The sequence below is a fragment of the Micromonospora rifamycinica genome (assembly GCF_900090265.1).
GTDB lineage: Bacteria > Actinomycetota > Actinomycetes > Mycobacteriales > Micromonosporaceae > Micromonospora > Micromonospora rifamycinica.
In genome coordinates, this window is record NZ_LT607752.1 from 3,800,562 (window position 1) to 3,820,517 (window position 19,956).

Here is a 19,956-nt window from a genome sequence, read left to right on the forward strand (position 1 = left end):
CGGGCGGCTCAGTCGCCGGCCGGGATGGGGTCGTCGTACTCCCCGGCGGGGCCGGTGAACAGGCTGCCGCCCACCGTCGGCCAGGGGTTCGGGCGGCAACCGTGCAGGCCGAGGGTCTGCTGCTGCATCACCGGCGCCGGTCCGCCCGCCGCCGGGCAGCGTTCGTGGCCCCGGCCCAGCCGGTGCCCCACCTCGTGGTTCAGCACGTACGACCGGTAGCTGCCGAGGTCGCCCCGGAAATCCGGCACCCCACGCGCCCACCGGGCCACGTTGATCACCACCCGGTCGCCGTTGCGGCAGGAGGTGTACCGGTCCGAGGTGTCCCCGCACAGCTCGCCCCGGGTGACCGGGGTGGTCAGCAGCACGGTGAAGTCGGCCGGGGCGTCGGCACCGACCCGCTGCAGCCGCCACCGGCCATCGGCGGTCCAACCCCGGCGGTCGGCGAGCACCACCGCCACCTCCCGGCCGAACCGTTCCGGGTCCACGTCGTCGATGCCGCCCTCCACCGCCACCCGGTAGCGCAGCAACTGGCCGCTCCGCCCGGCGACCGCACCCTGGGCGGTCGCCGTCCGCCAGGTACCGGTGCCGCGCTGCGGGTAGCGCACCGCCGGGGCGGGGGCGGGCGATCCGGCCGCGGCCGGGACCTCCCCCCGGGGCGGCGCGGGCGGCACCGCGGCGGCGGCCGGCCGCACCGGTTCCCGTCGTACGTCGCCGACGAGTGCTCCCAGGTCGACGCCCTGCCGTTGGGCCACCACCGCGCCACCGGCGGCCAGGGCGGCCACCACCAGCACCGCCGTCAGCACACCGGCCGGGGTGGCACGCCGGCGGCGTCCCCGGTGCCGGCCCCGGTCGGCGGCCTCGCTCACCGTCAGGGTGCTCACCGTTCGCCTCCCCGTCCACCTCGGTCCACTCCGGGCAGGAGTACGGGCGGGAGGGCCGTACGGATGAGTCCCCGGGGTAGGCAATCCGGGTACGGGTACCGTGGCCGGGCAGACACTCCCGACCATCCGGACATCACCCGGTCGCCAGCTCCGAGGAAGGACCCCGTGGACGCCGACGCCCTCATCACCGCCGCGGTCGCGGCGGTCCGCGGCTCCGACGTACGCGACGCGGAGCGGAAGCTGGACCTGCTGGTGGTCGGCGGCGGCCCGGCGGGGGTCGGCGACGACGGCGGCCCGGCGGCGGTGGACGCCGCGCTGCGCGACCGGCTGGTCGCCGCCCTCGCCCGGCTCTGGCCGCGCGGCTGGCAGCCGACCGACGTGGCCCGGATCGTGACCCGCCGGCTCGGCGCACGCCCCGGCCGGCTGCTGGCCGACGCGCTCGCCGCCGACCGCGCGGCCCGGCCCGGCCCGGTGCCGCAGTGGTGGGACGACCAGTTGACCAGCCTGGACGCCCGGTTCCGCGGTGACGACGACGCCGGCCGGGCGGGCCGGGAGGGAACGGACCGGATCACCGCGCTGCGCGACGGGGTCGAGATGCTGGCCCTGCTGACCGGGCTGCCGCCGGTCGCGGTGCTCCGCCCGCCGCCCGGCGGCTCCGGCGGCGCGACCGGGTCCGGGCCGAGCGGATCACGCGTCCTCGACCGGGTACGGGCGCTGCTGGCCAAGGCGGAGTCCACCACCTTCCCCGCCGAGGCGGAGGCGTTCACCGGCAAGGCCCAGGAGCTGATCGCCCGGCACAGCCTGGAACAGGCGCTGGTCGAGGCCACCGCCGCCCACCCGGACCGGCCCGGCGGGATCCGGATCGGCACCGACGCGCCGTACGCGGGGGCGAAGGCGCTGCTGGTGCAGGAGGTGGCGACGGCGAACCGGTGCGAGTCGGTCTGGTCGGACGACCTCGGCTTCGCCACCGTGCTCGGCTTCCCCGCCGACCTGGCGGCCGTGGAGCTGCTGCACACCTCGCTGCTGGTGCAGGCCACCGCCGCGATGCTGCGCGGACGCCGGGAACGCCGGGGCGGCGGCCGGCGCACCAGGGCCTACGACGAGGCGTTCCTGCACGCGTTCGCCCAGCGGATCGGCGAACGGCTGCGGGCCGCGACCGAGGAGGCGAGCCGGCAGGCGACGGCGGCCGCCGGGCCGGACCGGCTGCTCCCGGTGCTCGCCGCCCGTTCCGACGCGGTACGCGAGCGGATGGACACCCTCTTCCCCGGTGCCACCCGGGCCCGGCTCAACGTGCGGGACGTCGAAGGGTGGCAGTCCGGCACCGCCGCCGCCGACCGCGCCTCGCTGGCCGGGGACGCCCCGGCGAACCGGCCGCTGCCCGGCCGACGCTGACCCACCCGCCACGGGCCGGCCGACGCCGGGAAGACCGGCCCACCGGACACCGCCCGGCCCCCGGGCTCTGCGGGCCGGCCGCGTGGGGGTGACTCAGGCGTGGCAGTCGCGGGTGAGCCGGGGCGGGATGTCGACGAACTCCTTGCCCATCCAGCTCGCCGGGCTCTTGGCGGCCGCCCCGTCGTCGATCTTCGCGGCGGTGTCGTCGATCAGCTTCTTGATCCGGGCGTCCTGGGCCCGGCGGGCCTGCCCGCGCACGTCGTCGGCGAGCCGGCTCAACCGCCCCTTGAGTTTGCCGTTGAGCTGTTCCGGGGTGAGTTCCTCACGGGTTGCCGCGGTCGAGTCGGCGACGATCTGCCGACTACCGTCGATGATCAACTGGTCGACCGCGCGACAGACCTGTGTGGTGTTCAGGGCGCTGCCCGTGGTCGGGCTGGCGGTGGCGGTGGTGGGGACCACCGCGTCGGGCGTGGCCTCCCCGGTGGCGGTGACGGTGGCCGACGGACCGGGCGCGGCGTCGGTGTCGGTGTCGGTGTCGGTGTCGTCGGCACAGCCGGCGGCGAGGACGACGAGGACGGCGAGGGTGAACGCGGTGGCGGAGCTGCGGTGCATCGACTTCCCCGTTTCGATGTGGCGGCGGTACCCCGGACACGATGCCGTACGACCCGGCGGGCCGACGGCGCACCCCCGACGCGCCGCACGCCGGACCGACGGCTGTCGGTCCGGCGTGCGGAAGGGCGTGGGTCAGCTCTTGAAGGCGTCCTTGACCTTCTCGGCGGCCTGCTTGAGGCTGGACTTGGCCTGGTCGTTGCGACCCTCGGCCTCCAGGCGCTCGTTGTCGGTCGCCCGGCCCACACCCTCCTTGATCTTGCCGGCGGTGTTCTCGGTCGTGTTTTCGATCTTGTCGTCGAATCCCATGAGAGCCTCCCGTACGAGCATGTCTTCCAACACCACCTGAACTACCCCCGACCCCCACCCCCAAAACTCCCGACCCACCGTCTTGCCGGGTCGATCAGGAGGTCTGCGTCACCCACCGCGGACCGTGGGCGGCCGTGGACCGCCCGATCCGACACCGGCGGCCGGATCACCGCAGAACGGTCGCCGGGAACCGGCGGAGGCGGAGGCTGTTGGCGACCACGAAGACCGACGAGAAGGCCATCGCCGCCCCGGCGATCATCGGGTTGAGCAGTCCGGCGGCGGCCAGCGGCAGGGCGGCCACGTTGTAGGCGAACGCCCAGAACAGGTTTCCCTTGATCACGGCGAGCGTGCGCCGGGAGAGCCGGATCGCGTCCACCGCGGCGACCAGGTCGCCCCGGACCAGGGTGAGGTCGGACGCCTCGATCGCCACGTCGGTGCCGGTGCCCATGGCCAGCCCCAGGTCGGCCCGGGCCAGCGCGGCGGCGTCGTTGATCCCGTCGCCGACCATGGCGACCGTACGACCCTGCTCCTGGAGCCGGCGCACCTCGTCGACCTTGTCGGCCGGCAGCACCCCGGCGGTCACCCGGTCGATGCCCACCTCGGCGGCCACCGCCCGCGCGACGGTCGCGTTGTCCCCGGTGAGCAGCACCGGAGTGAGGCCCAGGTCGCGCAGCGCGCCGATCGCCGCCCGGCTGGTGGGCCGGACCACGTCGGCGACCGCGAGGACGCCCCGGGCCTGCCCGGCCCAACCCGCCACCACCGCCGTCCGACCGGCGGCCTCCGCCTCGGTCACCGCCCGGACCACCTCGTCCGGTACGTCCAGACCGCGCTCGCGGAGCAGCCTCGGCCGCCCGACGACCAGGTCGTGGCCGTCGACGGTGCCGGTGACGCCGAGCCCCTCGGCGGCGGCGAACCCGGTGACCGGCGGCAGTTCACCGGCCTCGGCGGCAGCGGTCGCCACCGCACGGGCGATCGGGTGCTCCGAGCCGGCCTCCACCGCCCCGGTGAGCCGGAGCAGTTCGGCCCGGTCCTGCCCCTCGGCGGGACGGACGTCGACCAGGGTCATCCGCCCGGTGGTGACCGTGCCGGTCTTGTCCAGCACCACCGTGTCGACCTGCCGGGTCGACTCCAGCACCTCCGGCCCCTTGATCAGGATGCCGAGCTGGGCACCCCGCCCGGTGCCCACCAGCAGCGCGGTCGGGGTGGCCAGGCCGAGCGCGCACGGGCAGGCGATGATCAGCACCGCCACGGCGGCGGTGAAGGCGGCGGTCGGGCCGGCGCCGGTCCCCAGCCACCAGCCCAGCGTGCCGACGGCCAACGCGATCACCACCGGCACGAACACCCCGGAGATCCGGTCGGCCAGCCGCTGCACGGCCGCCTTGCCGGTCTGCGCCGCCTCCACCAGCCGGGCCATCTGGGCGAGCTGGGTGTCCGCACCGACCCGGGTGGCGGTGACCACCAGCCGGCCGCCCGCGTTCACGGTGGCACCGGCCACCACGTCGCCGGGGCCGACCTCGACCGGGACCGACTCGCCGGTGAGCATGCTGGCGTCGACCGCCGAGGTGCCCTCCTCGACCCGCCCGTCGGTGGCGATCTTCTCCCCGGGCCGGACCACGAACCGGTCGCCCACCACGAGCTGGTCGACCGGGATCCGGGCTTCCACCCCACCGCGCAGCACGGCGACGTCCCGCGCGCCGAGTTCGAGCAGGGCACGCAGGGCCGCCCCGGCGGTCCGCTTGGACCGGGCCTCGAAGTAGCGGCCGGCGAGGAGGAACACGGTCACCCCGGCGGCGGTCTCCAGGTAGATGTTGCCGGTGCCGTCGGTGCGGGTCACGTCCAGCCGGAAGGGGTGGGTCATCCCGGGCGTCCCGGCGTCGCCGAGGAAGAGTGCCCACAGCGACCAGCCGAACGCGGCGAGGGTGCCGAGCGACACCAGGGTGTCCATGGTCGCCGCGCCGTGCCGCAGGTTGGTCCAGGCCGCCCGGTGGAACGGCAGTCCGCCGTACGCCACCACCGGGGCGGCCAGGGTCAGCGACAGCCACTGCCAGTAGGTGAACTGCCAGGCCGGCACCATCGCCAGCACGATCACCGGCACGGTCAGCACGGCCGACACCCGCAGCCGGGTACGCAGGGCGGCCAGCGCGTCCACCGGTTCGCCGGCCGGTTCCGCCCCGGCCGGGGCGGGCGGCGGCGGCACGACGGCGGTGTAGCCGGTCTTCTCGACGGTGGCGATCAGGTCGTCCGGGGTGATCCGGTCGGCGTACCGGACGGTGGCCTTCTCGGTGGCGTAGTTGACGCTCGCCTCGACCCCGTCCATCCGGTTGAGCTTCTTCTCGATCCGGGCGGCGCAGGACGCGCAGGTCATGCCGCCGATGGCGAGTTCGATCAGGTGCGGGGCGGTGGGCGGGTTGCTCGTGGTGGGGGTCATCGCGGCGCCTCCGGTCGACCGTGCGGGTGCCCGGGGCCGTCGGTGCCGGTCGGCGTCGGGCGGGGGACGTCGGTGACGGTGGGGGACGCCGGGGTGTGCGCGGGGTCGTGGCGGGTGTCGGCGGGTGGCGCGACGGGGCCGGCCAGCTGACCGCCCCCGTACGCCGCGCCGAACACCGCCGCGAGCAGGAGGGCGAAGCCGCCCAGCCTGGTCGCCGTGTTCATCGGTCCACCCCGGTCTCCCGCCGCGACCGCCCGGTCACGCCTCGACGAGGTCGTAGCCGGCCTCGTCGACGGCGGCCCGCACGTCACCGGTGTCCAACGGACCGGCGCTGGTGACGGTCACCCGGCCGGAGGCCAGGTCCACCTGCACCTCGGTCACCCCGTCCAGCGCGGCCAGTTCGGCGCTCACCGCACTGACGCAGTGCCCGCAGGTCATGCCCTTCACCTGGTAGTTCGTGATCATGGCGTGCTCCCTCCCTCTCCTCCAATATACCCCCCAGGGGTACCCTGCCCGACGACCGTAACATACCCCCCGGGGGTAGGCTATCGTGGTGGCCATGACCACACCGAGCAACCCCGTCCGGGGCTACACCGCCAGCAAGGACCAGCTGCTCGCGCGGCTGCGCCGCGTGGAGGGGCAGGTCCGGGGCATCGAGAAGATGGTCGACGACGACCGGTACTGCATCGACGTGCTCACCCAGATCTCCGCCGTCCAGGCCGCCCTGGACAAGGTCGCCCTCGGCCTGCTCGACGGCCACGCCCGGCACTGCATGCACGAGGGGGCCGCCGAGGGCCGGGCCGACGAGATGGCCGCCGAGATGATGGCCGCCGTCGGCCGGCTGATGAAGCGCGGCTGACCCGCCGCGGCCGGGGGTGAACGCACCCCTCGGCATACCGTGGGCAGGGCTAACCCGGCGGGCCGGGGTGGTGGCTACCATCGTCCGACGACGACCGCCGCCCGCGGGATGAACCGGTCGGCCGGCCGACCGGTATCCCGTCCCGGACCGTTGGGAGAACTCGCACGCATGGGCGCCGACCACACCCGTACCGCTCCGTCCACCCCGCCCCGGGTGCGGCGGATACTCGTCCTGACGGTGGTTCCGCTCATCGTCGTCACGGTGGTCGCCACGCTGCTGCTCTGGCCGGGCGAGACCCGGCGGATCGACCAGGGCGAGCAGGTGCCCCGCCACCACGGCACGGTGACCCGGGTGGTGACCGAACCCTGCCCGCCCGCGCCGGAGACCCCCGACGGGCCGTCCGGGGCGGACGCCGGCCCGTGCGGCACGGTGACGGTCGCCGTCGAGCAGGGGCCGGACAGCGGTGAGCAGGTCGAGACGCCGGTCCCGTCCGGGCCGGGGGCACCGACGGTGGCCGTCGGTGACGAGGTGGTGCTGGTCGCGCTGACCGACCCGACCGACCCGGTGGCGGTCAGCTACCACATCGCCGAGCACCAGCGGGGTACGCCGCTGCTCTGGCTGGTCGCCCTGTTCGCGGCGGCGATCGTGGCGTTCGGCCGGCTCCGTGGGCTGGCCGCCCTGGCCGGTCTCGGCGCCAGCTTCGCCATCCTGCTGACCTTCGTGGTGCCGGGCATCTCCGCCGGGGGCGCACCGCTGCCCATCGCGATCACCGGCGCCGCGCTGATCATGTTCGTGGTGCTGTACCTGACCCACGGGATCACCGCGCAGACCTCGGTGGCGGTCCTCGGCACCCTGGGCAGCCTGGTGCTGACCGGGGTCCTGGGCACGCTGGCCACCGCCGCCACCCACCTGACCGGGTACGGCAGCGAGGAGGCCACCACGCTGTCGATGTACCAGCGCGACGTGGACCTGCACGGCCTGCTGCTGGCCGGGATCATCATCGGCTCGCTCGGCGTGCTGGACGACGTGACCGTCACCCAGGCGGCCACCGTCACCGAGTTGGCCCACGCCAATCCCGGGCTCTCCCGGTTGCAGCTCTACCGGGCCGCCACCCGGGTCGGCCGGGCGCACATCGCCTCCACGGTGAACACCATCGTGCTGGCGTACGCGGGGGCTTCGCTGCCGCTGCTGCTCCTGCTCACCGCCGACAGCCGGCCGCTGGGGCAGATCCTCACCAGCGAGTTCCTGGCCCAGGAGATCGTCCGGAGCGCGGTGGCCACCCTCGGGCTGGTGGCGGCGGTGCCGCTGACGACCGGGCTGGCCGCGCTGGTCACCACCGCCGGCCGCGGCCCCGCCGACGCCGCCGCGGCCGGGCCGCCGCCCACCCCGCGCCCGGCTCCCGACCGGGCCGAGGCGTGGCAGGCGCTGGGCGCGCCCCGACCCGGCGGACCGTCCACCCCGGCCCCCGCCCGGTGGGCGGATCCGGAGGGGAACACGGAAGCGGCATGGTGACACTCCGCTTCGTGACCGGAGGCGGGGTCACCACTGTCGATCCCGCCGCTGGTCACCGGCCGCTATCGGGAAAATACGTATTTCGCCGGGTTGTGGCCGTAGATTCCTGCTACGACTCTCGGGTAACCTCGCTGCCGGTCACCGCCGAAGGCGCCCACCGGCGCCAGCGGGGCCACCGCCCAATCGCCGTACGGCGAGCCGGGGAACCGAGCACCTGGGGTGAATCCGCGCCAGCGGTAGGGGCCACTTCCGTCCCGAACCCGTCAGCTAACCCGGTCGGCGGTCGACGGAAGGGAAAACTGTGACGGCACCCCTACGCCGCTGGCTGACGCCGGCAGTGGCCGTGCTCGCCGCCCTGGCGATCGTCGCCGGGCCCACCGCCGCCCCCGCGACGGCGGCACCCAACGCACCCTCCCCCTCGGGCCACGAGGAGGACGAGGAGCCGAAGCTGCTCACCGACGTCATCGAGGCCACCAACCGGGAGTACTCGGCGGCGAAGAACCGGCTGGAGAAGTCCAAGAAGCGCCAGCTCGAGTACGCCATCGAGGTGGAGAAGGCCGAGCAGGAGCTGACCGCGCTGGCCCCGCAGGTCAACGAGATCGCCGCCCAGTCGTACCGGACGGGTCGGGTCGGCGCGGTCGCCGCCCTGCTGGAGAGCGACGCCCCGGACGCCTTCGTCCGGCGGGCCGCCGCCCTGGACGAGCTGAACATGGTCAACGCCGGCAAGCTGGCCGAGGTCAACGAGGTGAGGACCCGGGCCGAGAAGGCCAAGCTCGCCGTCGACGCCGAGGTCCGTGAGCAGCAGAAGCAGACCAACCTGATGGCCAAGAAGAAGACCGAGGCGGACAAGGCACTGGCCCTGGTCGGTGGCCGGGGCTTCACCGGCGGCCTGGTCGACGCCACCTCGCCGGTGGCCCGCATCGCGCCGGGCCAGACGGCCGACGGCGACTGGCGTGCCGAGTCGTGCAGCGAGAACGACCCGACCACGTCCGGTTGCATCACCCCGCGCACGTTGCACATGTACAAGGAGGTCAAGCGGGCCGGCTTCAACCGGTTCGTCGGCTGCTACCGTCCCGGTGGTCCCTGGGAGCACCCCAAGGGCAAGGCGTGTGACTGGTCGTTGCAGAAGAGCGGCTTCAGCCCGTGGCACAACAACGACACCCGGATGTACGGCAACAACCTCGCCGCGTTCCTGCTCCGCAACGCGGACCGGCTGGGCATCTACTACGTGATCTGGAACCGGCAGATCTGGTTCCCGGCCAACGGATGGAGTTCCTACTCCGGCCCGTCCAACCACACCGACCACGTACACGTGTCCCTGTTGTAGCGACGCGACGACGCGGCATCCGAATCCCGGACACCGCGTCCTCGACCCGGTGGGTCGAGCGAGCACTCACGGCGGAGGCCGCCCGGTCGAACCGGGCGGCCTCCGCCGTGAGCGGGTCTCGGCCGGACGGCCGTCGACGGGCGTGCCCCAGCCGGCGACGGCCGGCGACGGGCGTGCCTCAGCCGGCGACGGCCGCCGGAGCGGCGTCGGCACCCGCCGGCACCACGGCAGGCCCGGGGACGGCGGCGGTGAGGGCGGCCGGAGCGTGCGCCGGGGCCACCTGGCGGACCTCACCGGCGGCGAGCCGGTAGGACATGCCGACCACCGCGCACCGCCCGGCGGCCACCTCGGCGGCGATCACCGGCGAGTTGCCGAGCAGCACCTCGACGGTCTGCGCGATGTGGATGTCGACGATCCCGTCGATGTCGTGCACCCCCTGCTGGGCCGCCCGGCGCAGGCTCGGCCCGACGGCGGCGACCACCGAGTAGAGGTGCCCCGGGGGCTGGGTGCCGGTGCGGGCCGCCTCCCGGGCGGCCTGTACCGCACCGCAGGAGTCGTGCCCGAGCACCACCACCAGCGGCGTGCCCAGGACGGTCACCGCGTACTCGACGCTGCCGAGCACCTCGGGGCCGGCGGTGTGCCCGGCGGTCCGGACCACGAAGAGGTCACCCAGACCCCGGTCGAAGATGATCTCGGCGGCGAGCCGGGAGTCGGAGCAGCCGACGATGACCGCGAAGGGGTGCTGGCCGTCGGCGACGGCCGCCCGGTGGACCGCGCCCTGGTTGGGGTGGCGGGGCTCACCGGCGACGAAACGCCGGTTGCCGGCCTGCAACTCGGCCAGCGCCTGGGTCGGAGTGATCGGGCCCATTGCCTCACCTCGGTCCGGAATCGTGCCTGCTCACGCCGGCCGGCGGCACCGACGGCCGTGTTCCCACGGTCACACGCAGCTAAAGGTACGTCAAGATTTCGTGATACACGTTTCAGGCTTTGGTCGCAGCGATGTCGGCGGCGGGTCGACAGCCGGCCGGGACGGACGCGAACGCCGGCCGACGGCGGGTTCCCCGCGCTCGGGCCATACGATGACCGGTATGGCGAAGACCACGGACAGCGCCGGGAGCGCCCGCAACTGGACGTTCCTCACCAACCACGGTCACGTGCTGCTGGCCATCGCCCGCAACCCCACCGCCCGGCTCCGGGACGTCGCCGAGGAGGTCGGGGTGACCGAACGGGCCGCCCAGGCCATCGTCGCGGACCTGGAGTCCGGCGGCTACCTGCGGCGGACCCGGGTCGGTCGGCGCAACGAATACACCATCGACCCGAGCGGGCACTTCCGGCACCCCGCCGAGGCCGACCGTCAGGTCGGTGACCTGCTCGCCCTCTTCACCCCCGACCACGCCGACCAGGACGGCTGACCCGACGGCCCACCCCGCCCCGGGCATGCCCGGGCCGCCAGGGAGCCCGGCGGCCCACCGCGCCACCCGACCGGGTCGAGCCACCGGACCGAGCCGGTCCGGGACACCACACCGGGTCGAGGCACCGCATGCGGTCGGGCCGGGCCACCGCACGGGGCGGCGACCCGGCCCTGCGGACGACCGCCGGGTCGGCGGCCCGCTCAGCAGAAGCTGCCGGCCTGCCCGCCGCCGTCCTGCCGGGTGGTGCGGAAGTCGCAGAGGTCGTAGCCGTTGGCGGTGAGCGCCGCCTTCGCCGCCGTCGTCTGCGCCCCGGTCAGCGCGGGCTCGCGGGACAGGACGAAGCCGGTGCTGCGGTCCGGGTCACCGACGACCGCCCACCGGTAGTCGGGGTCGAGCCCGATCACCACGTAGTTCGGACCGCCCAGGTAGATCCAGCGGCTGCCGAGCTTGAGGAACGACACGGTCAGCGCCGAGTCGGCCGGCGGGTTCTCGCTGCGCGCCCGACCGGTCACCGCGCTGGTGGTGCCGACGATGGTCTGGCAGGTGTTGCGCACCCCGACGGTTCCGTCGGGCTGTACGTCGTAGCGGGCCCGGACGTTCTTGTAGCACTGGATCTCGAAGATCGCCGGAACGGCGGCGACCTGGTACCAGTCACCCGCGTACCGCTCGACGTCGACCTCGGCGACCGGGGTGAGCGGTCCGGTGTCGACGGTGGTCGGCGCGGCCTGCGCGGGTACGGCGGTGGCCAGCACCGTCGTGGTGGCGACGGCGGTGGCCAGCACCTTCGCGGTGGCGACGGCGGCCTGACGACGTACTCCCATTGGATGGTCTCCTCCGGTCTGTCGGTCCCGGCGCGGCGGGGCGTCGCGCCGTCGGGGAAGTTCCCGGACCGAGCGGGGGGAAACTGTCGGCCTTGTCATCCCTGTCGATGCATCCAGGAGCAGGTCGGCGTACGTATCCCGGGTGGGAACGGTCCGTCCACAGGGCACACCGTGGCCCGGGTCACCTGGCCGACCGGGTCGCCGACGCTGCGCGGACGGTCAGGTAGGGATAGGTTGGACGGGTGATCCGCGTAGCCTCCACCCGGCCCGTCTGGGTGTCGAGGCTGCGCGACCTGACCCGGCTGGCGGTCACCGCGCTGGTGCTCGCCGTCGGCCTCGGCGGCCTGTTCGCCGCCACCACCGACGGCCCGGCCGCCGCTGCCACCCGCCCGCCCGTGGTGACCTCCCGGGTGGCTGCGCTACCCACCGACACCCGGCCCGGTGACGACCGACCCGTGGACACCCGTCCCGGGTCCGGGCGGCCCGCCCCCGATCCCATCCGGCCGCTGCCGGCCGGGTCCGCCGCCGAGCCCACGGTCCGACCCGCCGCGCGGGTGGACGTGGCGACGCCGGACCCGCTCCGGGACGCCACCGGCCGGCGCGGCCCGCCCCGGAGCTGAGCGGGGCGGCACCCCTCGGCACCCCCGTGCCCGTCCGACCGGCGCGCCCGGACCGACCCGACCGCGCCCGGGTCCGAGCCCGAGCCTGAGCCGAGTCCGGCCCTGAGCCAGGTCCCGAGCCAGGTACGGGTCAGGCACCGGTCCGAGCCGGTCGAACCCGGCCCGAGCCCGATCCGGACCGGGCTGGACCGGGTCCGGTCCGCTCAGGACACGCCGCCCGCAGCTCCCGCCCCTACCGGCCAGGTTCCCCTTCCGTCCACGTCGATGTCCCACCGTGAGGTGCTGGTGATGCAGACCGTCTTCTCCGCCGTCCTACCCGACGTCCCCGCCGCCGCCGGAATCTGGCTGATCCTGCTCGCCGTCGCGGCCGTCGCCGTCGCGGTCCTGGTGGTCCGCCCCGACCGGTTCCGGCCGGCGGTGGGCGGCCGGTTCCGGGCCGCCGCCCTGCCCACCGACCCCGAGCGCGCCGAGCAGCTCCGGGAGCACACCCGGTACGCCGAGGAGGTCGCCGTGGCGGCCGAGCGGGCGGGCACCACCGCCGACCGGCTGCGCGCCGAGTGGCTGACCGCCCAGGAGGAGGTCGAGTCGGCCTGGACGGCGCTGGAGGGGGCCGAGGCGCACCTGCGCCGGCTCGCCGCCGCCGCGGTCATGCCGCTGCCGCACACCGGCCAGACCCCGGCCGAGTACGCCGACCGGGAGCGCTGGCTGCACCGGGCCGCCGTGGACGCGCACCGTCGGGGCGAGCTGTCGGACGCGCAGCTCGACGACGTCTTCGCGCACCGCGCCGGCTGGGATCCGCGCCGGCACCCGGTGGAGCAGGAGCTGGTGCTGCGTCGCGCGACGCGGGACCACCTGGCGGCCCGGCACCGGACGGCGGTCGCCCGGGAGCAGGCGGCCTGGCGGGCCGCCGACCTGGCCGGCGCGGCGGCCCGCAGCCTGCGGGACGAGGCGTTCGCCGCGCGCGACCGCCGACCGGAGCGGGCCGAGTCGGTGCTGCCGATGTCGGAGAGCCCGCGCCCGTCGGCGGAAACCACCCGGGAGAATCCCACCGTGGCCCGCGGCCGGGCCGCCGTGGCCGCCTACTGAACCGACCCGCCGTAGGCCCGCCCGCCGTAGGCTCACCGGTCATAGGCCCGCCCGTCGCATCGACCACGGACGGCGGCGCGGTGCCCGGTGCTCGGCTAGCGTTGCGGGCATGTCCGGGGAGATGTGGGCGCTCGTGGTGGTCGGTGGCGTCCTGGCGCTGGCGACGTTGGTCGGTGCGGTGCTGCTGGCGGTACGGGTGGTCCGCACCCGACGGTTGCTGGGCACGCTCGGCGTGGGCGGCAGGGTGGCCTTCTACGGCGCGTTGATCTACACGGTCCTCCCCGTCGACGTGTTGCCCGACCCGATCTACCTGGACGACATGGGTGTGCTGGCCGGCGCGCTGTTCTACCTGACCCGGCTGGTCCACCGGCGCCGGACGGCCGACCGCCGGGTGCCCGGCCAGCCGGACACCGCGCTCCCGGGCCGCTCCGGTGTCCCGCCAGAGCCGGGCCAGGCCCGCCGGATCGTGTCATGATCAGAGCCGAGCCGGGGCGACGTCGGCCACGAGACGGGGAACGGACATGGCCGGTAGGCATCGGTTGGACCGCTACGACGAGCGGGTTCTCGCGTTCTGCCGGGAACGGCACCTGGCCACGCTGACCACGCTGCGCGCCGACGGCACACCGCACGTGGTACCGGTCGGGGTGACCTACGACCCGGCGGCCGGGCTGGCCCGGGTGATCACGTCCGGCGGCTCGGCCAAGGCCCGGCTGGTCGCCGCCGCCGGCCCGGCGGGGGTGCCGGTGGCCGCCTGCCACGTCGACGGCCGTCGGTGGCTGACCATCGAGGGGCGGGCGGTGCTGCGCACGGACGCCGCCGCGGTGGCCGAGGCGGAGCGCCGGTACGCCGAGCGCTACCGGCAGCCGCGCCCCAACCCGGAGCGGGTGGTCATCGAGATCACCGTGACCCGCCTGCTCGGCGCCCTCCCGCCTCCGGTATCGGTCTGACGTCCGTCCCCACCGGACGGACCGGCCACCCACGCGGACCGGCCACCCACGCGGACCGGTCGGGACGGCTGCGGGTGCCGGCCGTTCACTCATCGACGGCGGCGGGTTCGGCCGACCCGGGATGGGTACAGGCCCCGGCAGGGAGCCGATCCGTCCGCAACCGGTAAGGGGCACCGAGATGAGCAACGCACAGGCCGGCACGGAACAGGACGTCGTCGATGTGCTGACCGCCGACCACCACGAGATAGCGACGATCCTGGTAGAGCTGGAGTCCCGGCAGGGCAGCGCGGAACACCGCCGCCGACTGGCCGACGTGCTGATCGCCGAGCTGGTCCGGCACGCGGTCGCCGAGGAGATGTACGTCTATCCGGCTGCCCGCCGGGCGTTGCCCGACGGTGACCAGCTCGCCGAACACGAGATCGCCGAACACGCCGCGGCCGAGCGGACGCTGAAGGAACTGGAGCCGCTGGACCCGTCCTCGGCCCGCTTCGAGCCGCTGATCAGCCATCTCACCAAGACCATCCGGCACCACGTGCGCGAGGAGGAGGCGGAGCTCTTCCCCCGGCTGCGGGCCGCCGTCGCCCATGAGGAACTCGTCGAGCTGGCCGAGCGGGTACAGGCGGCCAAGCGGCACCTGCCGACCCGCCCGCATCCCGGCACCCCGGACCACCCGCCGGCGAACCGGCTGCTGCACCCCGGCGCCGGTCTGGTCGACCGGATCAGGGACGCGCTGAGCGGGCGCCCCACCACCCTGGCCGAGCTGGCCGACCCGCAGGACTCCGAGCTGGCCGACCCGCGGGGCTGAGGGGGCGGTGGTCGCCGCCGGGTACCCCGCCGGAGGCGACCACCGCCCGGTCACGGTTCCGGAGCGATCCGGCTGTCGTCCGCCGCGTCGGACACCACGATCGCCTCCATCGGGCACGACTCGGCCGCGTTCAGCACCGGGTCCGCCGGGGCGATCCGCTCGGCCAGTGGTCGGGACAACCCGTCCACCAGTACGAAGTGGGCCGGGGCGTAGCCCGCGCAGATCCCCGCCCCGATGCACCGGGCCGGGTCCACGTGCACCCGCCAGCCCTGCTCCCCCATCTGCCCCACCTTCCTTCCGCTACCAGCCGACGGGCAACGCCGTCAGGCCCCGGACCAACAGACCGGTCTTCCAGGTCAGTGCCGACTCGGGCACGGCGAGCCGCAGGCCCGGCGTACGGTCCAGCAGCGTCTCCAGGACCACCTGGAGTTCCATCCGGGCCAGCTGGGCGCCGATGCAGTGGTGCGGGCCGTGCCCGAAGGCGAGGTGCGGGTTCGTCTCCCGGCCGAGGTCCAACCGGTCGGCGTCGGGGAACACCGTCTCGTCCCGGTTGGCCGAGGGGATGGAGACCAGCACCGGCTCACCGGCCCGGACCAGCACCCCACCGAGTTCGACGTCCACCAGGGCGTACCGGGCGAACGCGGCGGTGGCGCCCAGCGGGACGAAGCGCAGCAGTTCCTCCACGGCGGACGGCACCAGGGCCGGGTCGGCGCACAACCGCTGCCAGGCGTCCGGCTCGGTGAGCAGGACGTAGACCAGGTTGGGGATCTGGGTCACGGTGGTCTCGTGCCCGGCGGCCAGCAGCCCCGCCGCGAGGCGCACCATCTCCTCCTCGGTGAGCCGGTCGGCGTTCTCGTCCCGGGCCCGGACCATCGCCCCGATCAGGTCGTCGGTGGGCGTCACCCGCCGCTGGGCGATCAGCCCCGCCATGTACGACAGGAGCTGGTCGAGGTAGCTCTGCGCCACCTCCGGCCGCAGCGACGTGGTCGACACGATCGCCTCCGACCAGGTGTGGAACCGGTCCTGGTCGGCCACCGGCACCCCGAGCAGGTCGCAGATCACCCGGATGGGCAGCGGGGTGGCGAGGTGCGTGACGAGATCGGCGGGCGACCCGGCGGCGAGCATGCCGGTGACCAGCTCCTCGGCCAGCTCCCGGGTACGCGGACGCAGCTCCTCGACCCGGCGGGCGGTGAACGCCTTGGCCGCCAACCGACGCAGTCGACTGTGCTCGGGCGGGTCCATCCCGAGGATGCCGGCCTCCCGCTGGTAGGGGACGCTGCGCGGTTCGTCGCGCCCGACGGCGGCGGCCCGGCTGAACCGCAGGTCACCCAGGACGGTCCGCACGTCGGCGTGCCGGGTGGCCAGCCAGGCCGGCTCCCCGAACGGGAGCTGGACCCGGACCAGCGGCTCGTCGCGGCGCAGCTCGGCCAGGCGGGGGTCGACGTCGAGCCGGTGCGGATCGCTGAACGGATAGGGCCGGGCGATCGTGGCGTGCGTTGTCTCGGTCACCGGGGTGCTCCCTCTTGTCGACGGCCCGCGGTGCCGCGCGCCGACCCACTCCGCACAACTCCACGGTGAGTCATGCCCCGACTGCGGATAGTAGCGAGATCCGTCGATAGTTGCCAGGGGTGCTCCCTCGTCGACACCACCCTGCCGGTCCCTGACGACGTGCGGGTGTGGCCCGCCGTCCGGGTGGGACCGTCCTGAACGGAACCGACCCGCCGGCGCGGCGTTGAGTCACCGGGTGTCGCGGCCGACCGGGTCGGGTATCGACCCCGCCGACACCGAGGAGGATCGACGTGGTCGAGGACGATGCCGGGCGGACGCCCGAGGTGACGGCTGCGGGTGCCCGCCCGAGCCCACGGCAGGCCTGGGCGGCGCTGCCCTGGCTGGTCCGTACGGCGGTGGTGTGGAGCGCCTGCCTGGTGGTCGTGGTGGTCGGGCTCTACCTGCTGGGGAAGGTCGCGGTGCTGCTGGCCCCGCTGGCCATCGCGGTGGCGGTGACCCTCTTCCTCACCGCGTTGCTGGACCCGGTGCTGCTGGGCCTGCGTCGGTTGCGGGTGCCCGCCGCGCCCGCCGCGCTGCTGACCGTCCTGCTGCTTCTCGGGGTACTGGTCGGGGTGGGGGTGCTGGTGTGGAACCTGACCGCCGCCCAGTTCGGTGAGTTGAGCCAGCAGCTCGACGAGGGGCTGCAACGCTCCCGCGACGTCGTCACCGGGACGCTGCCGGTCAGTGACGCCCAACTCGACAAGCTGGTCGGGCAGGTCCGCGACGGTCTGGGCGGCGGCACCCCCGATCCGGTCGGCGGGGCGCGGACGGCCGCCGAGGTGTTCGGCTCCGCCCTGCTCGCCCTGGTGCTGCTGTTCTTCCTGCTCAAGGACGGCCGGTCGATGTGGCACTGGGTGTTGCGCCGGTTGACCGGTCCGAACCGTACGGTGACCGCCGAGGCGGGCCGGGTCGGCTGGCGCACCCTGGGCTCGTACAGCCGGGGCACGATGATCATCGCGGCCATCGACGCGATCGGCATCGGGCTGGCGCTGGTGCTGCTCGGGGTGCCGTTGGCGCTGCCGCTGGCGCTGATCACCTTCCTGGGCGGCTTCGTCCCGATCATCGGGGCGACGGTGGCCGGGGCGGTCGCCGTGCTGGTGGCGTTGGCCGCCAATGGTCCGACGACCGCGCTGCTGGTGCTGGCGGCGGTGATCGCCGTGCAGCAGGTCGAGGGCAACCTGCTGGAGCCGTTGATCATGAAGCGGCAGGTGCAGCTGCACCCCGCGGTGATCCTGGTGGTGGTCACGGCGGGCACGCTGATCGCCGGCGTCGCCGGCGCGTTCGTCTCGGTGCCGATCGCGGCGGTCGCCTACCGGGTGGTCGACACCGTTCAGCGGCACCGCGAGCGGGCCGCGTCGACCCCGCCGGAGGACCGGCCGCACCACGGCCGCGACGACCCGCCCGCCGCCCCGGCCTGAGCCCGCCCCACGATCGTCACCAGGGGGCGACGTCGTGGTGTCCAAAGCCCGGACACCACCACGTCGCCCCCGTCGCGCGTCGCCCTCCCGGCGCGGTCAGGCCGGGACGGGGAGGTGCCGGGTGAACCACTCGGCGGCGGCGTCCGCGACCTGGTCGAGGGTGCCCGGCTCCTCGAACAGGTGGCCGGCACCGGGCACCATCCGCAGTTCGTGCGGGGCGGCCAGCCGCTCGGCGGCCTGCTCGTTCAGCGCGATCACCTGGTCGTCGCGGCCACCCACCAGCAGCAGCGTCGGCGCGCGTACCCCGGCCAGGGCCGGACCGGCCAGATCCGGCCGGCCGCCCCGGGACACCACCGCGGCGATCCGCTGCGGGCGTCCGGCGGCGGTCACCAGGGCGGCGGCGGCACCGGTGCTCGCCCCGAACAGGCCGACCGGCAGCCGACCCAGCGCGGGTTCGGCGGTGAGCCAGTCGACGGTCCCGGCGAGCCGACCGGCCAGCAGGTCGATGTCGAAACGCTGAACGGCGGTCCGGGCGTCGATCGCCTCCTCCTCCGCGGTGAGCAGGTCCACCAGCACGGTCACCAGCCTGCGGCGCTGGAGCACCCGGGCCACCGCCACGTTGCGCGGGCTGTGCCGGGAACTGCCGCTGCCGTGGGCGAAGAGCACCACCCCCGTCGCGTCGTCCGGCCCGTCGACGTCCGCCGGCAGCCTGGCGTCCCGCAGCGACACCGTCGCCTCGGCGCGTACCCCCATGGTGCCGCCCCCTCCCGGTCGTGCGGTCGGCCGTGGTTACCCGCCCGGTGGACGCTCTCACCCGTTGCCTTGACACCGGCGACAAGGTCTAGCGTGACCTCGGGAACGCCGCCGAGGAGGTCGGATGCTGATCGGTGAGCTGGCGGAACGGGCCGGCACGAGCACCCGGACGCTGCGCTACTACGAGACGCACGGACTGGTCCGGCCGCGCCGCTCGGCCAACGGCTACCGGGTGTACGACGAGGCCGAGCTGCGGGTGGTGCACGAGATCCGGGCACTGCTGGCGGTCGGTTTCGGCCTGGACGACATCCGGCCGTTCGTGGCCTGCCTGCGGGCCGGTCACCCCTCGGGGGACGCCTGCCCGGACTCGGTCGCCGTGCTGCGCCGCAAGCTGGCCGAGGTGGACGCCTACCTCGACCGGCTGGGCACGGTACGCCGGCACCTGCACGAACAGCTCACCCAGGCCATCACGCAACGGGAGGAAACATGCCTCAGGACACGGCAGCGGGAGCACTGACCGCCGTCACCGACGCCACCTTCGCCGCCACGGTGCTGGCCGCCGACCGGCCGGTGGTGGTCGACTTCTGGGCGGACTGGTGCCCGCCCTGCGTCGGCACCTCCCGGCACCTGGCCGAGCTGGCCGAGGAGTTCGGCGACCGGCTGAGGGTGGTCACCGTGGACACCGACGCGAATCCCGCCACCGCCCGCGCCTACGGGGTGATGTCGCTGCCCACCATGCTGGTCTTCGTCGGCGGCACGGTGGTCGGCTCGATCGTCGGCGCCCGGCCGAAGAACCACCTGCGGCTCGCCTTCGCCCGCCACCTCGACGGCTGAACCTCCGTTTGCGGTGGCGACGGGCGGGAAGACGCGGGTGACGTCGGCACCGGCGCATCCGCGCCCCGCACGGATCACGAGGTTCGCCATGGCCAAACGGAAGGCACGCCAGCAGACCCGGACCATCACCCAGGAACGCCCCGAACAGGACGCCGAACGCGCTCCCGACTGGGCGGACGAGGCGGCGCAGGCCCGTACCCCGGAGGATCCGCGGGCCGTCGCGCCGCGCGACGCCGGTGGCCGCCCCTCCGACGGCCCCCAGTTCTAGCGCCGGCCGACGGCCGGCAGATGGTGGGAGGGTCGCCGTCGCGGCAGCGGCCCTCCCCACCGTGCCCGGCCGTCCCGGGCAGGGCGGGCAGCCGACCCACCACGACCGGCCACCCCGGGCCGGTGAC

At 74.8% G+C, this 19,956-nt stretch carries 25 protein-coding genes and 1 riboswitch; of the genes, 14 read left to right on the forward strand and 11 right to left on the reverse strand.

What is annotated here, in order from left to right; genetic code table 11:
* Positions 1 to 8 precede the first annotated feature (8 nt).
* On the reverse strand, positions 9 to 881 hold the full coding sequence (locus GA0070623_RS15495; protein WP_231932376.1) for a DUF3152 domain-containing protein: 873 nt from the start codon (positions 879 to 881) through the stop codon (positions 9 to 11).
* 165 nt (positions 882 to 1,046) lie between these two features.
* Here GA0070623_RS15495 and GA0070623_RS15500 point away from each other — a divergent pair, with 165 nt between their 5' ends.
* Positions 1,047 to 2,273, forward strand: a complete 1,227-nt coding sequence (locus GA0070623_RS15500) for a DUF2786 domain-containing protein (protein WP_231932378.1) — start codon at positions 1,047 to 1,049, stop codon at positions 2,271 to 2,273.
* Between the two features lie 93 nt (positions 2,274 to 2,366).
* Here the strand turns inward: GA0070623_RS15500 and GA0070623_RS15505 are convergent, their stop codons facing one another.
* The 5 genes from GA0070623_RS15505 to GA0070623_RS15525 form a co-directional block, all read right to left on the reverse strand.
* Positions 2,367 to 2,885 carry a hypothetical protein gene (locus GA0070623_RS15505; protein WP_067315245.1) on the reverse strand — a complete coding sequence of 173 codons (519 nt, stop codon included), beginning with the start codon at positions 2,883 to 2,885 and terminating at the stop codon, positions 2,367 to 2,369.
* Positions 2,886 to 3,017: 132 nt separating this feature from the next.
* Positions 3,018 to 3,191: a CsbD family protein gene (locus GA0070623_RS15510; RefSeq protein WP_067315243.1), complete on the reverse strand. Its 174-nt coding sequence runs from the start codon at positions 3,189 to 3,191 to the stop codon at positions 3,018 to 3,020.
* A 166-nt stretch (positions 3,192 to 3,357) separates the two neighbouring features.
* Positions 3,358 to 5,619 carry a heavy metal translocating P-type ATPase gene (locus tag GA0070623_RS15515; RefSeq protein ID WP_067315241.1) on the reverse strand — a complete coding sequence of 754 codons (2,262 nt, stop codon included), beginning with the start codon at positions 5,617 to 5,619 and terminating at the stop codon, positions 3,358 to 3,360.
* Positions 5,616 to 5,843 carry a hypothetical protein gene (locus tag GA0070623_RS15520; RefSeq protein ID WP_067315238.1) on the reverse strand — a complete coding sequence of 76 codons (228 nt, stop codon included), beginning with the start codon at positions 5,841 to 5,843 and terminating at the stop codon, positions 5,616 to 5,618. The genes GA0070623_RS15515 and GA0070623_RS15520 overlap by 4 nt, the downstream gene beginning before the upstream one ends.
* 34 nt (positions 5,844 to 5,877) lie before the next feature.
* Positions 5,878 to 6,084: a heavy-metal-associated domain-containing protein gene (locus GA0070623_RS15525; protein WP_067315236.1), complete on the reverse strand. Its 207-nt coding sequence runs from the start codon at positions 6,082 to 6,084 to the stop codon at positions 5,878 to 5,880.
* A 94-nt stretch (positions 6,085 to 6,178) separates the two neighbouring features.
* Between GA0070623_RS15525 and GA0070623_RS15530 the strand changes: the two genes are divergently transcribed.
* From GA0070623_RS15530 to GA0070623_RS15540, 3 genes are all read left to right on the forward strand, one after another.
* The gene (locus tag GA0070623_RS15530; protein ID WP_067315248.1) at positions 6,179 to 6,478 is read left to right on the forward strand and encodes a metal-sensitive transcriptional regulator; all 300 of its coding nucleotides are present in this window, start codon (positions 6,179 to 6,181) and stop codon (positions 6,476 to 6,478) included.
* Between the two features lie 168 nt (positions 6,479 to 6,646).
* Positions 6,647 to 7,990 carry a YibE/F family protein gene (locus GA0070623_RS15535; RefSeq protein ID WP_089004077.1) on the forward strand — a complete coding sequence of 448 codons (1,344 nt, stop codon included), beginning with the start codon at positions 6,647 to 6,649 and terminating at the stop codon, positions 7,988 to 7,990.
* A gap of 166 nt (positions 7,991 to 8,156) precedes the next feature.
* Positions 8,157 to 8,288, forward strand: a riboswitch (cyclic di-AMP (ydaO/yuaA leader).
* Positions 8,289 to 8,291: 3 nt separating this feature from the next.
* Positions 8,292 to 9,317 carry a coiled-coil domain-containing protein gene (locus GA0070623_RS15540; protein ID WP_067311335.1) on the forward strand — a complete coding sequence of 342 codons (1,026 nt, stop codon included), beginning with the start codon at positions 8,292 to 8,294 and terminating at the stop codon, positions 9,315 to 9,317.
* 178 nt (positions 9,318 to 9,495) lie between these two features.
* Here the strand turns inward: GA0070623_RS15540 and GA0070623_RS15545 are convergent, their stop codons facing one another.
* A complete protein-coding gene (locus GA0070623_RS15545) occupies positions 9,496 to 10,185 on the reverse strand; it encodes a carbonic anhydrase (RefSeq protein WP_067311332.1) in 690 nt (229 codons plus the stop codon).
* A 211-nt stretch (positions 10,186 to 10,396) separates the two neighbouring features.
* On the opposite strand from GA0070623_RS15545, the gene GA0070623_RS15550 reads away from it, so the two are divergent.
* Entirely contained in the window at positions 10,397 to 10,729 is a 333-nt protein-coding gene (locus GA0070623_RS15550; protein WP_067311324.1) for a helix-turn-helix transcriptional regulator, read from the forward strand.
* Between the two features lie 200 nt (positions 10,730 to 10,929).
* Here GA0070623_RS15550 and GA0070623_RS15555 read toward each other — a convergent pair whose 3' ends face one another.
* Entirely contained in the window at positions 10,930 to 11,550 is a 621-nt protein-coding gene (locus tag GA0070623_RS15555; protein ID WP_067311322.1) for a lipocalin family protein, read from the reverse strand.
* Between the two features lie 242 nt (positions 11,551 to 11,792).
* Between GA0070623_RS15555 and GA0070623_RS15560 the strand changes: the two genes are divergently transcribed.
* From GA0070623_RS15560 to GA0070623_RS15580, 5 genes are all read left to right on the forward strand, one after another.
* A complete protein-coding gene (locus GA0070623_RS15560; protein ID WP_067311319.1) occupies positions 11,793 to 12,170 on the forward strand; it encodes a hypothetical protein in 378 nt (125 codons plus the stop codon).
* 264 nt (positions 12,171 to 12,434) lie between these two features.
* On the forward strand, positions 12,435 to 13,256 hold the full coding sequence (locus GA0070623_RS15565) for a hypothetical protein (RefSeq protein ID WP_084261436.1): 822 nt from the start codon (positions 12,435 to 12,437) through the stop codon (positions 13,254 to 13,256).
* A gap of 109 nt (positions 13,257 to 13,365) precedes the next feature.
* Positions 13,366 to 13,731, forward strand: a complete 366-nt coding sequence (locus GA0070623_RS15570; RefSeq protein WP_067311316.1) for a YkvA family protein — start codon at positions 13,366 to 13,368, stop codon at positions 13,729 to 13,731.
* A gap of 46 nt (positions 13,732 to 13,777) precedes the next feature.
* Positions 13,778 to 14,203 carry a pyridoxamine 5'-phosphate oxidase family protein gene (locus GA0070623_RS15575; RefSeq protein ID WP_067311313.1) on the forward strand — a complete coding sequence of 142 codons (426 nt, stop codon included), beginning with the start codon at positions 13,778 to 13,780 and terminating at the stop codon, positions 14,201 to 14,203.
* A gap of 178 nt (positions 14,204 to 14,381) precedes the next feature.
* Positions 14,382 to 15,008, forward strand: a complete 627-nt coding sequence (locus tag GA0070623_RS15580; protein WP_067311310.1) for a hemerythrin domain-containing protein — start codon at positions 14,382 to 14,384, stop codon at positions 15,006 to 15,008.
* A gap of 50 nt (positions 15,009 to 15,058) precedes the next feature.
* On the opposite strand, the gene GA0070623_RS15585 is transcribed toward GA0070623_RS15580, so the two are convergent.
* Entirely contained in the window at positions 15,059 to 15,289 is a 231-nt protein-coding gene (locus GA0070623_RS15585; RefSeq protein WP_067311307.1) for a ferredoxin, read from the reverse strand.
* A 19-nt stretch (positions 15,290 to 15,308) separates the two neighbouring features.
* The gene (locus GA0070623_RS15590) at positions 15,309 to 16,517 is read right to left on the reverse strand and encodes a cytochrome P450 (RefSeq protein ID WP_067311303.1); all 1,209 of its coding nucleotides are present in this window, start codon (positions 16,515 to 16,517) and stop codon (positions 15,309 to 15,311) included.
* 290 nt (positions 16,518 to 16,807) lie between these two features.
* Between GA0070623_RS15590 and GA0070623_RS15595 the strand changes: the two genes are divergently transcribed.
* Complete coding sequence (locus GA0070623_RS15595; protein ID WP_067311300.1) at positions 16,808 to 17,974, forward strand: AI-2E family transporter; 1,167 nt, start codon at positions 16,808 to 16,810, stop codon at positions 17,972 to 17,974.
* A gap of 96 nt (positions 17,975 to 18,070) precedes the next feature.
* On the opposite strand, the gene GA0070623_RS15600 is transcribed toward GA0070623_RS15595, so the two are convergent.
* Entirely contained in the window at positions 18,071 to 18,727 is a 657-nt protein-coding gene (locus GA0070623_RS15600) for a dienelactone hydrolase family protein (RefSeq protein WP_067311298.1), read from the reverse strand.
* Positions 18,728 to 18,851: 124 nt separating this feature from the next.
* On the opposite strand from GA0070623_RS15600, the gene GA0070623_RS15605 reads away from it, so the two are divergent.
* The 3 genes from GA0070623_RS15605 (at position 18,852) to GA0070623_RS15615 (ending at position 19,829) form a co-directional block, all read left to right on the forward strand.
* A complete protein-coding gene (locus GA0070623_RS15605) occupies positions 18,852 to 19,244 on the forward strand; it encodes a MerR family transcriptional regulator (protein WP_067311295.1) in 393 nt (130 codons plus the stop codon).
* Positions 19,214 to 19,561 (forward strand): thioredoxin family protein, encoded by a 348-nt coding sequence (locus tag GA0070623_RS15610; protein ID WP_067311291.1) that lies wholly within the window; start codon positions 19,214 to 19,216, stop codon positions 19,559 to 19,561. The genes GA0070623_RS15605 and GA0070623_RS15610 overlap by 31 nt, the downstream gene beginning before the upstream one ends.
* Positions 19,562 to 19,649: 88 nt before the next feature.
* Complete coding sequence (locus GA0070623_RS15615; protein WP_067311287.1) at positions 19,650 to 19,829, forward strand: hypothetical protein; 180 nt, start codon at positions 19,650 to 19,652, stop codon at positions 19,827 to 19,829.
* Positions 19,830 to 19,956: the final 127 nt, after the last annotated feature.